The sequence below is a fragment of the Pseudoalteromonas sp. T1lg21 genome, assembly GCF_002964625.1.
Lineage (GTDB): Bacteria > Pseudomonadota > Gammaproteobacteria > Enterobacterales > Alteromonadaceae > Pseudoalteromonas > Pseudoalteromonas gelatinilytica.
This window is the reverse complement of record NZ_PQBX01000056.1, coordinates 366,946-382,601: the sequence shown is the minus strand read 5'-3', so window position 1 is coordinate 382,601 and position 15,656 is coordinate 366,946. Positions and strand designations below refer to the sequence as shown.

Annotated in this window: 9 protein-coding genes and 1 other RNA gene; 8 read left to right on the top strand and 2 right to left on the bottom strand. The window is 43.4% G+C overall.

Features of this window, described 5'->3' with window-relative positions; all coding sequences use genetic code 11:
* Positions 1 to 258 precede the first annotated feature (258 nt).
* Genes C2M25_RS11960 through C2M25_RS11950 form a run of 3 tightly spaced genes read left to right on the top strand, consistent with a single transcriptional unit; the run spans position 259 to position 6,046 of the window.
* On the top strand, positions 259 to 1,665 hold the full coding sequence (locus C2M25_RS11960) for an efflux transporter outer membrane subunit (RefSeq protein ID WP_063703506.1): 1,407 nt from the start codon (positions 259 to 261) through the stop codon (positions 1,663 to 1,665).
* Positions 1,666 to 1,667: 2 nt separating this feature from the next.
* Entirely contained in the window at positions 1,668 to 2,966 is a 1,299-nt protein-coding gene (locus C2M25_RS11955) for an efflux RND transporter periplasmic adaptor subunit (RefSeq protein ID WP_063703509.1), read from the top strand.
* Positions 2,966 to 6,046, top strand: coding sequence for an efflux RND transporter permease subunit (locus C2M25_RS11950; protein WP_105181204.1), 3,081 nt, complete (start codon positions 2,966 to 2,968; stop codon positions 6,044 to 6,046). The genes C2M25_RS11955 and C2M25_RS11950 overlap by 1 nt, the downstream gene beginning before the upstream one ends.
* Before the next feature lie 576 nt (positions 6,047 to 6,622).
* Here the strand turns inward: C2M25_RS11950 and ssrS are convergent.
* Positions 6,623 to 6,806: non-coding RNA, 6S RNA (gene ssrS / locus C2M25_RS11945), on the bottom strand.
* Positions 6,807 to 7,000: 194 nt separating this feature from the next.
* On the opposite strand from ssrS, the gene C2M25_RS11940 reads away from it, so the two are divergent.
* The 5 genes from C2M25_RS11940 to nagP all read left to right on the top strand — a co-directional run bounded on the left by C2M25_RS11940 (position 7,001) and on the right by nagP (position 12,766).
* A complete protein-coding gene (locus C2M25_RS11940; protein WP_063700525.1) occupies positions 7,001 to 7,564 on the top strand; it encodes a UPF0149 family protein in 564 nt (187 codons plus the stop codon).
* A 20-nt stretch (positions 7,565 to 7,584) separates the two neighbouring features.
* Positions 7,585 to 8,910: a Xaa-Pro aminopeptidase gene (pepP, locus tag C2M25_RS11935; protein ID WP_105181203.1), complete on the top strand. Its 1,326-nt coding sequence runs from the start codon at positions 7,585 to 7,587 to the stop codon at positions 8,908 to 8,910.
* Between the two features lie 8 nt (positions 8,911 to 8,918).
* A complete protein-coding gene (gene ubiH, locus C2M25_RS11930) occupies positions 8,919 to 10,100 on the top strand; it encodes a 2-octaprenyl-6-methoxyphenyl hydroxylase (protein WP_063700521.1) in 1,182 nt (393 codons plus the stop codon).
* A complete protein-coding gene (locus tag C2M25_RS11925; RefSeq protein ID WP_105181202.1) occupies positions 10,097 to 11,263 on the top strand; it encodes an FAD-dependent monooxygenase in 1,167 nt (388 codons plus the stop codon). Before ubiH ends, C2M25_RS11925 begins: the two co-directional genes overlap by 4 nt.
* Before the next feature lie 198 nt (positions 11,264 to 11,461).
* Positions 11,462 to 12,766 (top strand): N-acetylglucosamine MFS transporter NagP, encoded by a 1,305-nt coding sequence (gene nagP, locus C2M25_RS11920; protein ID WP_105181201.1) that lies wholly within the window; start codon positions 11,462 to 11,464, stop codon positions 12,764 to 12,766.
* Between the two features lie 597 nt (positions 12,767 to 13,363).
* On the opposite strand, the gene C2M25_RS11915 is transcribed toward nagP, so the two are convergent.
* Positions 13,364 to 15,514 carry a TonB-dependent receptor family protein gene (locus C2M25_RS11915; RefSeq protein ID WP_105181200.1) on the bottom strand — a complete coding sequence of 717 codons (2,151 nt, stop codon included), beginning with the start codon at positions 15,512 to 15,514 and terminating at the stop codon, positions 13,364 to 13,366.
* Between the last annotated feature and the right edge of the window lie 142 nt (positions 15,515 to 15,656).

Sequence of the window (15,656 nt, the reverse complement as noted above, 5' to 3'; positions counted from 1 at the left end):
ACCTAGCACCTAGCACCTAGCACCTAGCACCTAGCACCTAGCTAAATTCCTACGCGATATAAAATCGCTGCTACAATTTTGAAAACTCGCAACTCGCAACTCGCAACTCGCAACTCGCAACTTGTAACTTATCTCCATTTTCCTACCATTCATCGTCCCCAAATGTCAGGCAGTGTAATGTTATGTAAAGTCAGTTGAGCAAAACTTAACGTGGTGCTTGAATTACACTCATAAATAGATGTTTTTCAGGTTTTTAGAATGAATTGGCAATATAAGCCGAGTTTATTGGCTTTAAGTGTAATTTTGCTAAGTGCATGTGCGAGCCAGCCGACTCACAATGAACGAGTTGCTGAACTTGAGACCGTACCGGGTGCATGGCAGCAACTCCCTTCGGGCGACAAAGCGCTTGCTGTTGAAGATAACTGGTTGCAGCAATTACACGACCCTCAAGTTTTTACTTTAGTTGAGCAAGCATTAGCCCATAACCAAGCGATTTTACAAGCGGGTTACGATGTCGCGATTAAAGAGCAGCAGCTTATTGCTGCTGGGGCAGATTTATGGCCAAGCCTTGATTTATCAACACGTGCGAGTCGTAGTAAAGATAACCGCCCTGTTAGTTATAACAACGCCAGCTCAGCATCATTAGAGTTAAGCTACGAAGTTGATTTATGGGGTAAATTATCAGCTTCAGAACGACAAGCAAATCTTGAATACCTAGCTGAAAAAGCCACCTTTGCACAAAGCAAACAACAATTAGTCGCTGATGTGGTAGCGGGTTGGTTTGATGTTATTACGAACCACAAATTACTTGAGCTATATAAGCAGCGTGAGCAAAACGCTGAGAAAAATTTAGATATTATTGAGTCGGGTTATCGCCAAGGTTTAAATGAAGCGCTTGATGTTTACCTTGCTCGTAATGAACTAAATACTGAGCGCTCGAATATTGCCGCGCAGCAAGCAACGTTAACTAAATCGATTCGCGATTTAGAGCGTTTAACAGGCCAATACCCAACTGGCGCGTTAAGCGTTAGCGCAGATTTACCACTACTCGATAGTGCCATTCCGCTTGGTTTACCTTCAGAGCTTATTACTCGCAAACCTGAGTTAATGGCAAGCTGGTATCAATTACTTAGCACCGATGCTGGTCTTGCTTATGCGCATAAACAGCGTTTTCCGAGCTTGAATCTTTCTGCATCAATGAGTGATAGCACAGATAGAGTGAGCGACTTATTTTCTCCTTCAAGCTTAGCGTGGTCGCTGATTGGTAGTATTTCGATGCCGCTTTTTGAAGGTGGCCGCTTAAAAGCCAATGAAGAACAAGCAAGGCTAAACGTTAAGCGTCAAGAGCAGGCTTATCTTGCCACACTTTATGATGCCTTTAACGATGTTGAAACAGCCATCAGCCAAGAGCAAGCGCTTAAAGTACGCTACGAAAAAACCTTAGAAGCGCAAGAAAATGCCATTACCGCAGAGGCATTAGCGTTTGAACAATATCAAAGTGGTTTGGTTACCTACACCACGGTACTCGATGCACAAGACCGTTCGTTTAATGCGCAAAGCTCGGTAATCGAGATTAAAAACCAATTAATTATCAACAGAATCAACTTACATATTGCCCTTGGTGGTGATTTTAGTGAAGCAAACAGCGAAGTAGCAGAGCAATAATCATGAATAGCAAGACACGTAAAATTTTAATTCCATTGGTAGTGATCGTTGTGACGGTACTGCTTATCATGTTTATAAAAGGCAATCCGCCTCAAGCAAACCGCTTTTCTTCACCGCCAAAAGCAAAAGTGAATGTGGCTGTTAAAACCCTAACACCAGAAACCTATCAGGTGATGATTGATAGCTTTGGCACCGTAAAGCCGCGTACGCAAAGTATGCTAGTTGCGCAAGCTTCAGGGCAAATTATCGAAATTAGTGAGCAATTTCGTGAAGGTGGCTTTTTTGAAAAAGGCGATGTGTTATTGCAATTAGATGATAGAGATCACCGCGCCGAAGTAAAATCAGCACAAGCGGCTTTATTAACCGCTGAGCAAAGCCTACTCGAAGAGCAAGCTCGTGGTCGCCAAGCAGTTACCGATTGGGAGCGCTTAGGCAAGGGCGAACAAGCAAGTAGCCTGGTATTGCGTAAGCCACAACTTGCAGCAGCCGAAGCAAGTGTATTGTCTGCCCAAGCGACGCTTGAAAAAGCGAAACTTGATTTAGAGCGTACAAAAATCACGGCACCATACGCGGGGCGAGTTTTAAGTCGCAGCGTAGACTTAGGGCAAGTGGTGAGTAATAACATGGAACTTGCCAGCATTTATGCGATTGACCGTGTTGAAATTCGCTTACCAATCAAAAATAAAGATCTGCCGTTCATTAACTTACCAGAACAATTTCGTGATGGTGCTAAAAATAGCGCTGGTTCACTCGTTAAATTTAGCTCAGATCTCGTTGGTAAACAGCAATGGCAAGGTCAAGTTATTCGCACCGAAGGCGCCATTGATGAAAGCGCTCAGCAGCTTTACGTGGTTGCACAAATTAATGACCCTTACAAAGCCACTTCTGCGAATCAATACCCAATTAAAATTGGTCAGTACATCAAAGCGCAAATTACTGGCAAGGCGGTTGAAAATGCCATTGTGATCCCAAACAGCGCAATTTACCAAGGCACTTATGTGTATGTTGAAGAGCAAGGTGTGTTGCGCCGTAAAAATATCTCACTAGCTTGGCAAAACGCTAATCATGCCATGGTAGCCGAAGGCTTATCAGCAGGGGATCACTTAGTGATTACACCGCTTGGACAAGTTAGCTCAGGTACCCAAGTGACGGTAATGGGAAGCGAAGCGTATCAAGCTACACGTGGTAAAGCACAGCGTCCAAGCCGTGAAGAGCTTGAAAAGCAAGCAAAAGAGCAAGGTATTACAGTTGAAAAACTAATTGAACAACGCCGCGCTGCTCGTGAGCAAGGAGCGCAATAATGATAGCTTGGTTTACAAAGAATCATGTTGCAGCAAACTTATTGCTGATCAGCATTTTATTAGCGGGGCTATTTAGCGTATCGACGCAAATACCACTCGAAGTGTTCCCGTCATTTGAAGCAGACCGCATTAGTGTAAGTGTTACCCTACGTGGCTCAACACCTGAAGATGTTGAAAAAGGTGTCGCTATCCGTATTGAAGAAGCGGTGCAAGATCTCGAAGGGATCAAGCGTATCACTAGCCGCTCATCAGAAGGTTCTGCCTCTGTATCAATTGAAGTCGATACCGGCTATGACCCACGGGAGCTATTAGCCGATATTAAAAGCCGGGTTGATGCCATCAATACTTTTCCGGTTGATGCCGAAAAACCAGTTGTGGCACTCGCGCAGCGCACTCGTGAGGTAATAGCGGTTACTGTGTCGAGTGAATACGGCGAAAAAGAAACCTTAGAATATGCCGAACATGTACGTGATGACTTATTACGCTTGCCAGAAATCACTCAGGTAGAGCTAAGTGGGGTGCGAGATTACGAAATTGCTATTGAAGTAAGCCAAGATACATTGCGCCAATACGATTTACGCTTATCGGACATTTCTTCAGCAATTAGTAATTCAAGTACCGATGTTTCTGCTGGTAACTTAAAAACGGAAGGGGGTGATGTACTCATTCGCTCAAAAGGCCAAGCCTATCGTAAAGATGAGTTTGCTCAAGTTGTGGTGAAGTACCAAGCTGATGGTACCATTATTCGCTTAGGCGACATTGCCCGTATTACCGATGACTTCGAAGAAACCCCAGTTCGTACTCGCTTCAATGGTAAGCAAGCGGCGTTTATTGATGTGTACCGTATTGGTCCGCAAAGTGCGATTGAAGTTGCTGACGCAGTAAAAAATTACATTACCGAGCATCAAAGCCAGCTGCCTGAAGGGTTTGAGTTAAGCTTTTGGGATGACGACTCTGAAATCGTAAAAAGCCGTATTGCGACGCTAACAACCAATGCTATTCAAGGTGGTATTTTAGTTCTTGCATTACTTACCTTGTTCTTGCGTCCTGCTATTGCGTTTTGGGTGTTTATTGGTATCCCTGTGTCATTCATGGGCGCGTTTTTAGCGATGCCAATTTTTGGTATTACGCTCAATGTAATGAGTTTATTCGGCTTTATTTTGGTACTCGGTATTGTTGTTGATGATGCCATTGTGACCGGTGAAAACGTCTACACCCACCTAAAAACAGCCGAAAATGGTGAACAAGCTGCTATTCGTGGTACGCAAGAAGTTGCGACACCCGTTACCTTTGGTGTACTTACAACGGTTGCTGCATTTTTACCATTAGCTTTTATCGAAGGTAACCGTGGTGCTTTATTTGCGCAAATTCCTGTTGTTGTTATTCCGGTATTACTGTTCTCTTTAATTGAGTCTAAATTTGTTCTGCCGGCTCACTTAAAGTACTTAAAACTACGTAGTGAAAAAGCAAATCCGTCAAAACTGCAGCAGTTTCAGCAGCGTTTTGCCGATGGCTTTGAACACGCCATTATGAAGTACTATCAGCCGCTACTAAATGTTGCGCTAAAGAATAAATTAGCAACGGTCAGCTTGTTCGTAGGTATTTTCTTTATCATTTTGACCCTGATCACCAGCGGTTGGACAAAGTTTATATTCTTCCCGCGTATTCCAAGTGAAACTGTTCGCGCAGAGCTAACATTCCCTGCTGGAACACCGTTTGAAGTGACCAACAAGTACATCATCGATATGTCAGATAAGGCCAAAGAGCTACAAGACAAGTATCGTGATGAAGATGGCCAAAGCGTGATTTTAAATATTTTGGCAACCACGGGTGGCCGAGGTGGTTCGTCAAATACAGGTAGTGTGCGCTTTGAAATCACACCAGCCGAAAAACGTGAATCAGATATTGGCTCTCGAGAGCTTGCCAGTGAATGGCGTGACCTTATCGGTATTATACCGGGCGCAGAGAGTGTGACTTTCCGTGCTGAATTTGGTCGCAGTTCAGACCCTATTGATGTACAGCTAAGCGGCAGCTCAATCGACACCCTTGAAGCTGTGGCAGAAAAGGTAAAAGAGCGTTTAGCAACTTACCCAACTGTGTACGAAATTGCTGATAGCATGTCAGATGGTAAAGACGAGCTGCAAATTGAGCTAACAGAGCAAGGTTTGGCACTTGGTTTAAACCGTGTTGATGTATCGCAGCAAGTGCGTAATTCGTTCTTTGGTGCGCAAGTTCAACGTATTCAACGTGGTCGTGATGATGTGCGTGTAATGGTGCGTTTGCCAATTGAAGAACGTCGCTCAGTTGCTGATTTAACTGATATTTTAATTAAAACCCCAACGGGTGGCACAGTGCCATTGTCGCATGTGGCAACCTTAGTACCGGGGCAAAGTCCATCGTCTATTTATCGTATTGATCGCTATCGTACGTTGAATGTGACAGCCGATGTTGAAAAATCAAATACTAATATGACGGTACTGCAAGCAGACTTAAAAACCTACTTAGATGAGCTAATGGTGCAATACCCAGGCGTTGATTACTCGCTCGAAGGTGAAGCTAAAGAGCAGCGAGAATCATTTGGTTCACTCGCTTGGGGTCTGGTGTTTGTATTCTTTATTATTTATGCGTTATTAGCGATACCGTTTAAATCATATATGCAGCCATTAATTGTGATGAGTGTTATTCCGTTTGGCATGATAGGTGCGGTAATGGGTCACTGGGTAATGGGCATGGAGTTAACCATTATGAGCCTACTTGGCATGCTTGCCTTAATAGGTGTTGTAGTGAATGACTCACTAGTATTGGTCGATTTTATCAATAAGAAGCGTGAAGAGGGCGGCGATTTACTTGAAACCGTTAAGCTTGCCGGTGCGGCACGTTTTCGCCCAGTAATGCTAACCAGTTTAACCACCTTTATTGGTTTAATGCCGCTGTTATTTGAAAAAGCAACGCAAGCGCAATTCCTTATTCCAATGGCCGTAAGCCTGGGCTTTGGGATCATCTTCGCAACGCTTATCACCTTACTATTAGTGCCTGTTAATTACCTATTAATGGAGCGCTTTCAGGGATGGTTTAAGTAGGGGGCGATAGGTTGAAAATATGTGTGTTGGGTAGAGTGAAATGAAACCCAACGCATAGGAGCTATCAGCTTTCAGCCGTCAGCTATCAGAACAAAAAAGTTAGCAAGTTAGAAAGGGGAAAGAGTAAAGTTAGATTGTGCCAGCACATTGCTATGGCTAAACCCGATACCGTAGGCGTGAAATTTATTTCGCGCGATATTTCTTAAATAACGGGTGAGTCGTAGGTCGGGCTTTAGCCCGTCAATGTTAGCGATTATGTGTCGCCATAAATGACGACCTACAGTGCTTGACTCATTAGCTCGTAGGTTAGTTAGAGCAGAGCGAAACCCAACGTTTGAAGCCGTCAGCTATCAGATAAAACAAATAAGTTAGCGAGTTAGCGAGGGGAAAGAGTAAAGTTAGATTGTGCCCGCACATTGCTATGGCTAAACCCGGTGCCGTAGGCGTGAAATTTATTTCGCGCGAATAAGAATAATAAGTTCTTGTATAAAAGAAAAACTACATGGAAGATTTTCGATAGCTGATAGCTGATAGCTGATAGCTGATAGCTGATAGCTGATAGCTGATAGCTTGATGGTGTTCCCCAAGTATGCGGTGCCCGGTGTCAGTCCTGAAACCTTGAGGTTTCAGGGCGGGAATCTGCGGTATGCCGTAGGCTTCTCGGTACATGCCGAGCCTGCACAATAGCAAACGAACAGAAACCCTAACATAAAATTTATCGGCTCAGGGACTTAACCAAGCTCCTGCACCCTAGGGAACACCTTCAGTATATAAGACAAGTTTCAATCCTTAAACCATATAAGCAAAAAAAGCGGATCGTTCGCGTAGTTTTTCCCCACCTTTAACTGCTTATTTACTTTTCAGATTGCTTTTTGACCTCAATCATACAATTAATTGGAGTTGAGATTTATCGAGTGGTAGCATGACGTTACTTAGCCGAACAAAGAAAAAGTTATGAGCACGTTACCTGATTACCAACAAGCCCAATTGTTATTAGAAAAGAATGAAATTTTTGTCGCACCAGCCGAAGCTCATGGTGTGATCAGTGGTTTATTAGCCTGTGGCATCAATATTGAAGCCGACGAATACTTAGGTTTATTAAGCGATGTATTCAACGACGGCATTGCCTTCAGTAAAGATTTAAAAGCCTTTTTTGCTAACGTGTATTCTCAGGTTGTTGCCAGCTTTAGTGATGAAGAATTTCAGTTTGACCTATTCTTACCAAGCGATGATGAAACACTGCTTGATCAAGCCAATGGCTTAGTATCTTGGGTATCGGGTTTTATGCTTGGTTTTGGTTTAAAGCAAAAAGACTACGGCAAGTTATCAGCTGATGTGAAAGAAGTGATCAGCGATTTTAGTGAAATTACCCGTCTAGACACCATGTTTGAAGAGACCGAAGAAGACAGCCAAGCACTGCACGAAGTGATTGAGTATGTGCGTGTTTCTGCGCTGCTATGTTTTGCTGAGCTAGGTAAAGAACCAGCAGATAAAAACCCTAAGAAGACCCTTCACTAATCAAATTATAGAGGTTTAGCATGTCGTCTATTGCAATCGATAAAGCTGAATTTAAAGCCCGTCGCGAGCGCTTGCTTGCGATGATGGATAAAAACAGTGTCGCTATTATTCCTGCGGCAGGAGAAGTAACACGTAGCCGTGATACTGAATATGCATTTCGCCAAGACAGTGACTTTTTCTACCTAACAGGCTTTAACGAACCGGATGCGGTTTTAGTGCTTTGCCCGTCGAGCGATACACCAAGTACCCTAATTTGCCGTAACAAAGACAAACTAGCTGAAATTTGGCATGGCCGTAGAATTGGCTTCGAAAAAGCTAAATCTGAGTACTTATTCGACGCAACTTGCCCACTAAGTGAACTAGATGAACAATTATTAGATTTGGTGAACGGCCAGCAGATTTTATTTTATGCACAAGGCACTTACGCAAATTTTGATGCAAAAATTTGGGATTTATTAAGTACCCTTCGCGGCGCACCTAAAAAAGGCTATAAAGCCCCACATACCATTAAAGATATTCGTGGTTTAGTGCATGAGATGCGTTTGTTTAAATCTGACGCAGAATTAAACATTATGCGTACAGCGTGCGAAATTAGTGCACAAGGCCACATTCGCGCTATGCAGTTTGCCAAACCTGGTGCAACTGAATACCAATTAGAAGCTGAGCTTCATCATCATTATGCAATGAATGGTGCTCGTCATCCTGCTTATGGCACGATTGTCGGCAGTGGCGATAACGCCAATATTTTGCACTACACACAAAATGATGCTGAGCTAAAAGATGGCGATTTAGTATTAATTGATTCTGGCTGTGAACTTGAAGGTTATGCGGCAGATATCACACGTACTTTCCCAATCAATGGCAAGTTTAGCGAACCACAAGCGGCGCTTTACAACATTGTATTAGCAGCTCAAGAAGCAGCATTTAGCCAAGTAAAGCCGGGCGGTAGTTTATCGAAAGCCAATGAATTAGCCTCAACGGTACTGACGCAAGGGCTTATTGATTTAGGCATTTTAACTGGCGAGCTTGATGAGCTAATGGCAAACCAAGCGTGCAAAGCATTTTACATGCATGGTCTTGGTCACTGGCTTGGGTTAGATGTGCACGATGTTGGCGAATATAAGCTTGATGAAAAAGAGCGCGTATTTGAGCCGGGCATGGTACTCACCATCGAGCCGGGTTTATATATTAGCGAAGATGCAAAAGCGCCAGAGCAATATAAAGGCATCGGTATTCGTATTGAAGATAACTTACTTGTCACTGAAGATGGCCATGAAAACCTGACCATTTCGGTTCCTAAAACCATTCGTGACATTGAAGCAGTGATGCAAGCAAACAAAGGCTAGGAGCAAGCGTGGCAAAGCAGTTTGATGTTGTCATTATCGGCGGTGGAATGGCGGGTGCAAGTTGTGCACTGGGCCTAAAACAGAGCAATAAGCAGTTATCAATCGCTGTAATTGAGGCAAATGAAGTAAGCGCAGACTATCACCCTAGCTTTGATGATAGAAGCATTGCGCTTGCTCAACAGTCTGTTCAGTACTTAAAATCAATCAATGCGTTTGATTGCCAAGCGCCATTTGCGGCAGCGATTAAAAAAGTCACTGTATCTGATCGTGGTCATTTTGGTAAAACGCATATTGATTGCCAAGAATACGGTCATGATGCCCTTGGTTATGTGGTCGAAGTGAACCCATTTGGGCGCAGCCTTCATCAGCAACTTACGCGTACTGATGTTAGTTTGTTTTGCCCTGATACGGTTGCCAAGCTTGAATACCAAAGCGACTGTGCCAACATCACACTGAGCTCGGGCGAGCAGTTAAGCGCAAAGCTTGTGGTGATTGCCGATGGCGCTCATTCGCAAAGCCGTAAACTGGCTAATATTGAATTTAATACCCGCGCATATCAGCAAGCGGCGATTATTGCCAACATCGAAGTGGCTGGTGGTCATCATCATCATGCCTTTGAGCGTTTTACTGAGCACGGCCCAATGGCGTTGTTGCCAATGAGTAATAACCGATACTCACTGGTGTGGTGCATGGAACCTGAGCAAATTGAGCACACTATGGCGCTTGAAGACGATGCCTTTTTAGCTGCGTTACAAAAAGCATTTGGTTACTGCGGTGGCTCATTTAGTAAAGTGGGTATGCGTGCAAGTTACCCACTTGTATACGGTAAAGCCGAATCACTGAGTAGCCATCGTACCGTATTAATTGGTAATGCAGGGCATGCTATTCATCCAATTGCCGGGCAGGGCTTTAATTTAGGCCTGCGTGATGTGCAATTATTGTGTGATATGGCAAATAGAAGCGATCTTGGTGATTACGCCTTTACCCGTTATTACAGCCAAACTCGCAGTAAAGATATTACAACCGTGATGACACTCACAGACAGCCTAGTGCGTTTGTTCTCAAACTCATCACGATTGCTCGCGCTGGGTCGCAGTATTGGCCTTTTCTCAATGGATTTATTCTCCTCGTTAAAAACCCCGCTGGCAAAACAGCTTATGGGTCAGGTTAAGCAAGGTAAACGGATATGAAACAAGCACAAGTTTGTATTGTCGGTGGTGGCTGTGTTGGCCTTACTCTAGCACTTGGTTTAGCAAAAGCAGATATCAGCGTTGTGGTGATTGATGCGAGTAAAAATCAAACCTTACCGGGTGATGATTATGCACTTCGCGTGAGCGCATTGAGTCTGGCTAGTCAGGGTTTATTTGAGTCATTAAATGTATGGCCAGAGATCATTAAACAACGTGCTACACCCTATACGTCGATGGATGTACGTGATCAAGATAGCTTTGGCAAAATTCATTTTGATCATAACGATCTCGACTTACCGCAACTAGGTCATATCGTCGAAAACGACATTATTCGCTACGCTTTAATTGACGAACTTGAAAAGCAAAGTAATGCTACTTTATTGTTCGAAACTCGCTATCAGCAAATTCATCAAACCGACTCTGATGTGTTTATTACTCTTGAAAGCGGCGAGCCTGTTATTGCTAAACTATTAGTGGCGGCTGATGGCGCTAACTCGGCTATTCGCAAGCAGTTCAACATGCCAATAACTTTTAAAGATTATGACCATCACGCCATTGTTGCCACGGTTAAAACCGCTGATGAGCATAACAACACGGCACGCCAAGTGTTTTTGCCAACCGGGCCGCTGGCGTTTTTACCCTTGCCAGATAAACATACGCACTCAATTGTTTGGTCAACAAGCCCAGAGCATTGCGACACACTTTTAGCGCTTGATGATAGCCACTTTAATAAAGCGGTTATGGCAGCACTCGATGGCCAATGTGGTTTATGTGAAGTGCAAAGTGAGCGCATGGCGTTTCCACTTAAGATGCGTTATGCCCAGCAGTGGGTGTCGGGCAAAGTGGTTTTAATGGGCGATGCAGCGCATACCATTCATCCATTAGCCGGTTTAGGCATGAACCTTGGCCTTAAAGACGCCGCCTATTTAATTGAGCTATTAAGTAATGAGCAAGGTGAGTTTGCAAGTGCACGCACGCTGCGTGATTATGAACGTACTCGCAAGCTTGATGCACAAAAACACATTGCCATGATGCAAGGCTTAAAAGAACTATTTGCAGGCGCTAACCCACTGAAAAAATTCGTACGTGGTGTTGGTTTAAGCTTAGTTGATAACCTTGGCCCAATTAAACATTTGTTCGCAAAAGAAGCGATTGGTAAATAACATCTAACTAGTTGTTACTATTTAGTTTAAGCCGCAGTTAAGCAATTAGCTGCGGCTTTTTTGCACTTATATGAACGCAAAATGATAGCGCTGTCATTTTTGTTAGTGTATGATTAAATTTTTGTGATTGGTATGGAAATTAAACAGCTTTACTATAATCTCCAACCAAATAAAAATAATTAAACTAAGAGAACAATTATGGAAGCAACGGTTGAGTGTGACAACAACACAAAACAAAGCATCTGGCTGCCAATGGTATTGGCCGGCTCAATGTTTTTTATCTTAGGGTGTATAACGTGGCTTAATGGTGCAATCACACCATTTTTGCAGCAAATGCTTGAGCTTTCGCCGTTACAAGCTTCGTTTATCATCTCTTCTTTTTATATTGCAGTAACAGTTGCTGGCATCCCATCGGCGATGCTGATCAAACGCGTTGGTTATAAGAATGGCATGGCGATTGGCTGTGCGATTATGGCTTTATCGGCGCTGATGTATATTCCCGCAGCAAAACTGCAAATGATCGAAATTTTCTTGTTCGCACAGTTAATGATAGGTGTTGGACAAACCGTGCTACAAACCGCTGTTAACCCATACGTGGTGAAAATGGGCTCTGAGAAATCAGCCGCTGTACGTGTGTGTATCATGGGCTTATTAAACAAATTTGCGGGTGTTATTGTTCCTGTTATTTTTGCTGCTGTAGTCGTGAGCGGCGTTGTTGATGGCGCAGGTAAATTATCGCAAGAGCAAAAAGACATGATGGCGAACAGCCTGATTATGCCTTATGTATTGATTGCAGGTTTAATCATGTTATTTGCTGCGTTTGCGAAATTTGCACCATTACCAGACTTAGTGTTTGATGAAGACGAAACATCAAACGGTAAAGGCGAAATTAAAGAAGCCCTTGCGCACCCTCACTTAGTTTTAGGTGTGGTGGGTATTGCTTTATATGTTGCAGTTGAAGTTATTGCAGCAGACACCATTGGCTCTTACGCATTACAAATTGGCGTTGCTGATTACTCAGTTATGACTTCTTACACCATGGCGTGTATGTTGATTGGTTACGCGATAGGTATTTTGACTATTCCACGTTTCATGAGCCAACAAACGGCGTTATTAATGTCGGGTATTGCCGGTATTATCACCGTGTTGTTAGTGGTACTTGGCAGCAATGACTCGTTCATTATTTCAAACCTATTATTAGTGCCATTTGGTGGCCCACAATTACCAGACCCATTGTTATGCATTGCGTTACTAGGCTTTGCTAATGCTATGGTTTGGCCTGCAATTTGGCCACTCGCTTTAGCTGGCTTAGGTCGCTTAACAGGCACTGCATCAGGCTTATTGATCATGGGTATTGCTGGTGGTGCACTTGGTCCATTATTAATCGGTTTAGGAAACGTAGCAGGCCTAGGCGCACAAGGCGCTTACATTGTGATGATCCCAAGTTATGTATTCATTTTATTCTACGCCTTAAAAGGCCATAAGATGAGAAGCTGGAAGTAATCCAGTAGATTATTTTCAAGTTAGGCAAAGCCGCGGTACGCCCATCACCGCGGCTTTTTTGATCTTAAAAAAACAAGTTAGCGAGTTTCGAGGGGAAAGAGTAAAGGTACGAGTTTCGAGGAAAGAGATACGAGACGTAGGAGGCGTTTTAACGCCGAAAAAAAGAGCTATCAGCTTTCAGCCATCAGCTATCAGATTGAAAAGTTAGCGGGTTAGAAAGAGTAAAGGGGAAAGGTACGAGTTTAGAGGTGTAGGAGGCGTTTTAACGCCGAAAAAAAGAGCTATCAGCTTTCAGCCGTCAGCTATCAGATTGAAAAGTTAGCGGGTTAGAAAGAGTAAAGGGGAAAGGTACGAGTTTAGAGGTGTAGGAGGTGTTTTAACGCCGAAAAAAGTCATAGGGGAGGCACAACTAACACTACGCTGTTAGCAGTTAGCAGCTAGCACCTAGCACCTAGCACCTTTAACCATTCCTACGCGATATAAAATCGCTGCTACAATCTTGCTAACTTGCTAACTTGCTAACTTGCTAACTAACACCAACAAAAAAGCCGTGGGATTTTCATCACACGGCTTTTGATATTTTGCTAAGTCGTTTTATTAGAACGAGTAGCTGTAACCTAGTTGTAGGGTACGTGGTTTACCTGGTTGAATACCGCCGTTTGCACGGTTTGCAACGTAGGTTTTGTCAAACAGGTTGTCTACTGTTAGATATACTTTTTGTTTGTCGTCGATTAGGTATTTAGCAGCTAAATCCCATACCACGCGGCTGTCGATTGCATTGCGACCTGAGTCTGTTAAGTCTGCGTGTGCATCAGACACATAACGCATTTGCGTATCGAATACGAAGCTTGAGAACGCAGCACCCACTGAAAGCGCTAATTGGTTTTCAGGCACGTATGGCATTGCATCGCCTTTTTCTACGCTACCCCAAAGCTCTGATTCAAAATCATTTTCGAACTGAGAATCAGTGTAAGTGTAAGTTAAGCGAACTGGGAATGAAGCTGCGTTGGTCGCAAACACTTTACCCGCGCTTAGCTCAAAACCAGACACAGATACTTCGCCGTAGTTGTATTGGTCGCCAATGTTGTTGTCGTTACAACCAACAGCGGCAGTACAGTTACCGTGCATGTTTGTGTAGTCAGAATTAAAGTAGATCACTTCACCTTGAATGCCCGCGTAATCGTAACGACCACCTAGCTCGATGTTAACACTCTCTTCTTCTTCTTGATCTGCGTTACCCGGTGCCGCTGGAGCGTAACCTTTTTGAATACCAGCAAGAAGCGTTAGGTTGTCGCTTACTGTGTAAGTGGCACCTAGTGACGGTACTAAGATTTCTGTGTCGTTGCTAATATCTTTTGTTAAGCCGTTAGCACGTGATGGATCAGACTTTGCCCATTCAACACGTTTGATAGTAATGTCTTCGTAGCGAAGACCTGCACTAATAACTAACGCATCAATTGTCCACTCATCTTGAATGAATAGGGTCGTCGCTTCTGCACTGTCTACACGGTTGCTATCAGAACCCGGTACGCCTTTATCAGTTAGCGTCATTGATAGGTCTTGATTAAGCGTGTATTTGTCTTGCCATTGGAAGCGATCCATTTCATCTTCATGGTAACGTGCACCCACAGTGATGTAGTGATCGCCAGCAGGAATATGGAACTCAGTTTGTAAGCCTTTTGCTTGGTAATCACGGTTATTTGCTTTTACTGCAACGCCTTCAATACCTTCGCTCGTTGGGTTTGCTTCAAACTCGCTGTATTTTTCTAAATCGCTTACACCCACTTTACTTGCTTTATACCAGTTACGGTGGAAGTCGTTTAAGTATGCAGTAGCAAGTAACTCGTAACCTTTACCAAAGCGGTATGCATAGTTAATTTGATATGCATTGTGTTGCGTGTTCATTTCGTCTTTTTGCGAAGCCGCATAACGACGGTAAGGATTTGCTTGGTAATCAGCATCTGTTAAACCCATGTACGTTTCGTCAGAGCGCTCATCTGAGTACTTTAACTTCATTTCTAGGCTGTGTGCTTCGTTATCACCAAAATCAAAACCAAACTTTAATAAGAAATCGTTCTTTTCAAAGCCAGTGTTATCGCTACCAACTGGTAAATCTTTAAAGCCATCTGCGCCGTAAGTGAATACTTCTACAAGGCCCGCAGCATTGTTTTTCTTTTTACCAAAGTAAGCATGACCTTTATAGAAACCGTCGCTACCAAGTTCAGCGTTAAGTAAACCTTTAGACCCTTCAGTCGGTAGGCTACGAGAAACTAAGTTTAAAACACCGCCTGTTGTACGTGGGCCATACTTAACAGACGCCGCACCTTTAAGTACTTCGATAGACTCCATACGACCCATTGTAGGGAAGTAGTAAGCAGAAGGCGCAGAGTACGGTGCTGGTGCTACAAGAACACCATCTTCCATTACAGAGATTTTGTCGTTACGACCGGTACCCGTACCACGCATACCGATGTTAGGACGAAGGCCATAGCCGTCTTCTTCTTGTACATATACACCCGGTACAGCACTTAAAACACGTGAGATATCAGTATATTCAAACTTTTCTAGTTCTTGCTCACCAATAAAAGTAGCAGAGCCAGGAATATCGTTAATTGCAGATGCAGAGCCAATTACAGTGATTTGTTCGAAGTTCTTCTCTTCTTTAGTTACATCTTTTGCAAAAGCATTAGCGCTTAGAGATAAAGCGACCGCAGTCGAAAGCGTAGAAACAATAAACTTAGGTGTCATTGTGTGTCCTGTAGTGTTTAGATATTTTTAACGGGCGCAATTTAAACATGTAAAATAATGCGAATCAATCCTATTTGTACTAAAACAGGTCTGAACTGTAAGTTTTTGAATTAAATCAGGTATAAGAAATACAGTAGTATTG

Excerpts from the sequence above, each read along its gene's own strand:
- C2M25_RS11960 (WP_063703506.1), top strand. The coding sequence starts at position 259 with ATGAATTGGCAATATAAGCCGAGTTTATTGGCTTTAAGTGTAATTTTG.
- C2M25_RS11955 (WP_063703509.1), top strand. The coding sequence starts at position 1,668 with ATGAATAGCAAGACACGTAAAATTTTAATTCCATTGGTAGTGATCGTT.
- C2M25_RS11950 (WP_105181204.1), top strand. The coding sequence starts at position 2,966 with ATGATAGCTTGGTTTACAAAGAATCATGTTGCAGCAAACTTATTGCTG.
- C2M25_RS11940 (WP_063700525.1), top strand. The coding sequence starts at position 7,001 with ATGAGCACGTTACCTGATTACCAACAAGCCCAATTGTTATTAGAAAAG.
- pepP (WP_105181203.1), top strand. The coding sequence starts at position 7,585 with ATGTCGTCTATTGCAATCGATAAAGCTGAATTTAAAGCCCGTCGCGAG.
- C2M25_RS11925 (WP_105181202.1), top strand. The coding sequence starts at position 10,097 with ATGAAACAAGCACAAGTTTGTATTGTCGGTGGTGGCTGTGTTGGCCTT.
- nagP (WP_105181201.1), top strand. The coding sequence starts at position 11,462 with ATGGAAGCAACGGTTGAGTGTGACAACAACACAAAACAAAGCATCTGG.
- C2M25_RS11915 (WP_105181200.1), bottom strand. The coding sequence starts at position 15,514 with ATGACACCTAAGTTTATTGTTTCTACGCTTTCGACTGCGGTCGCTTTA.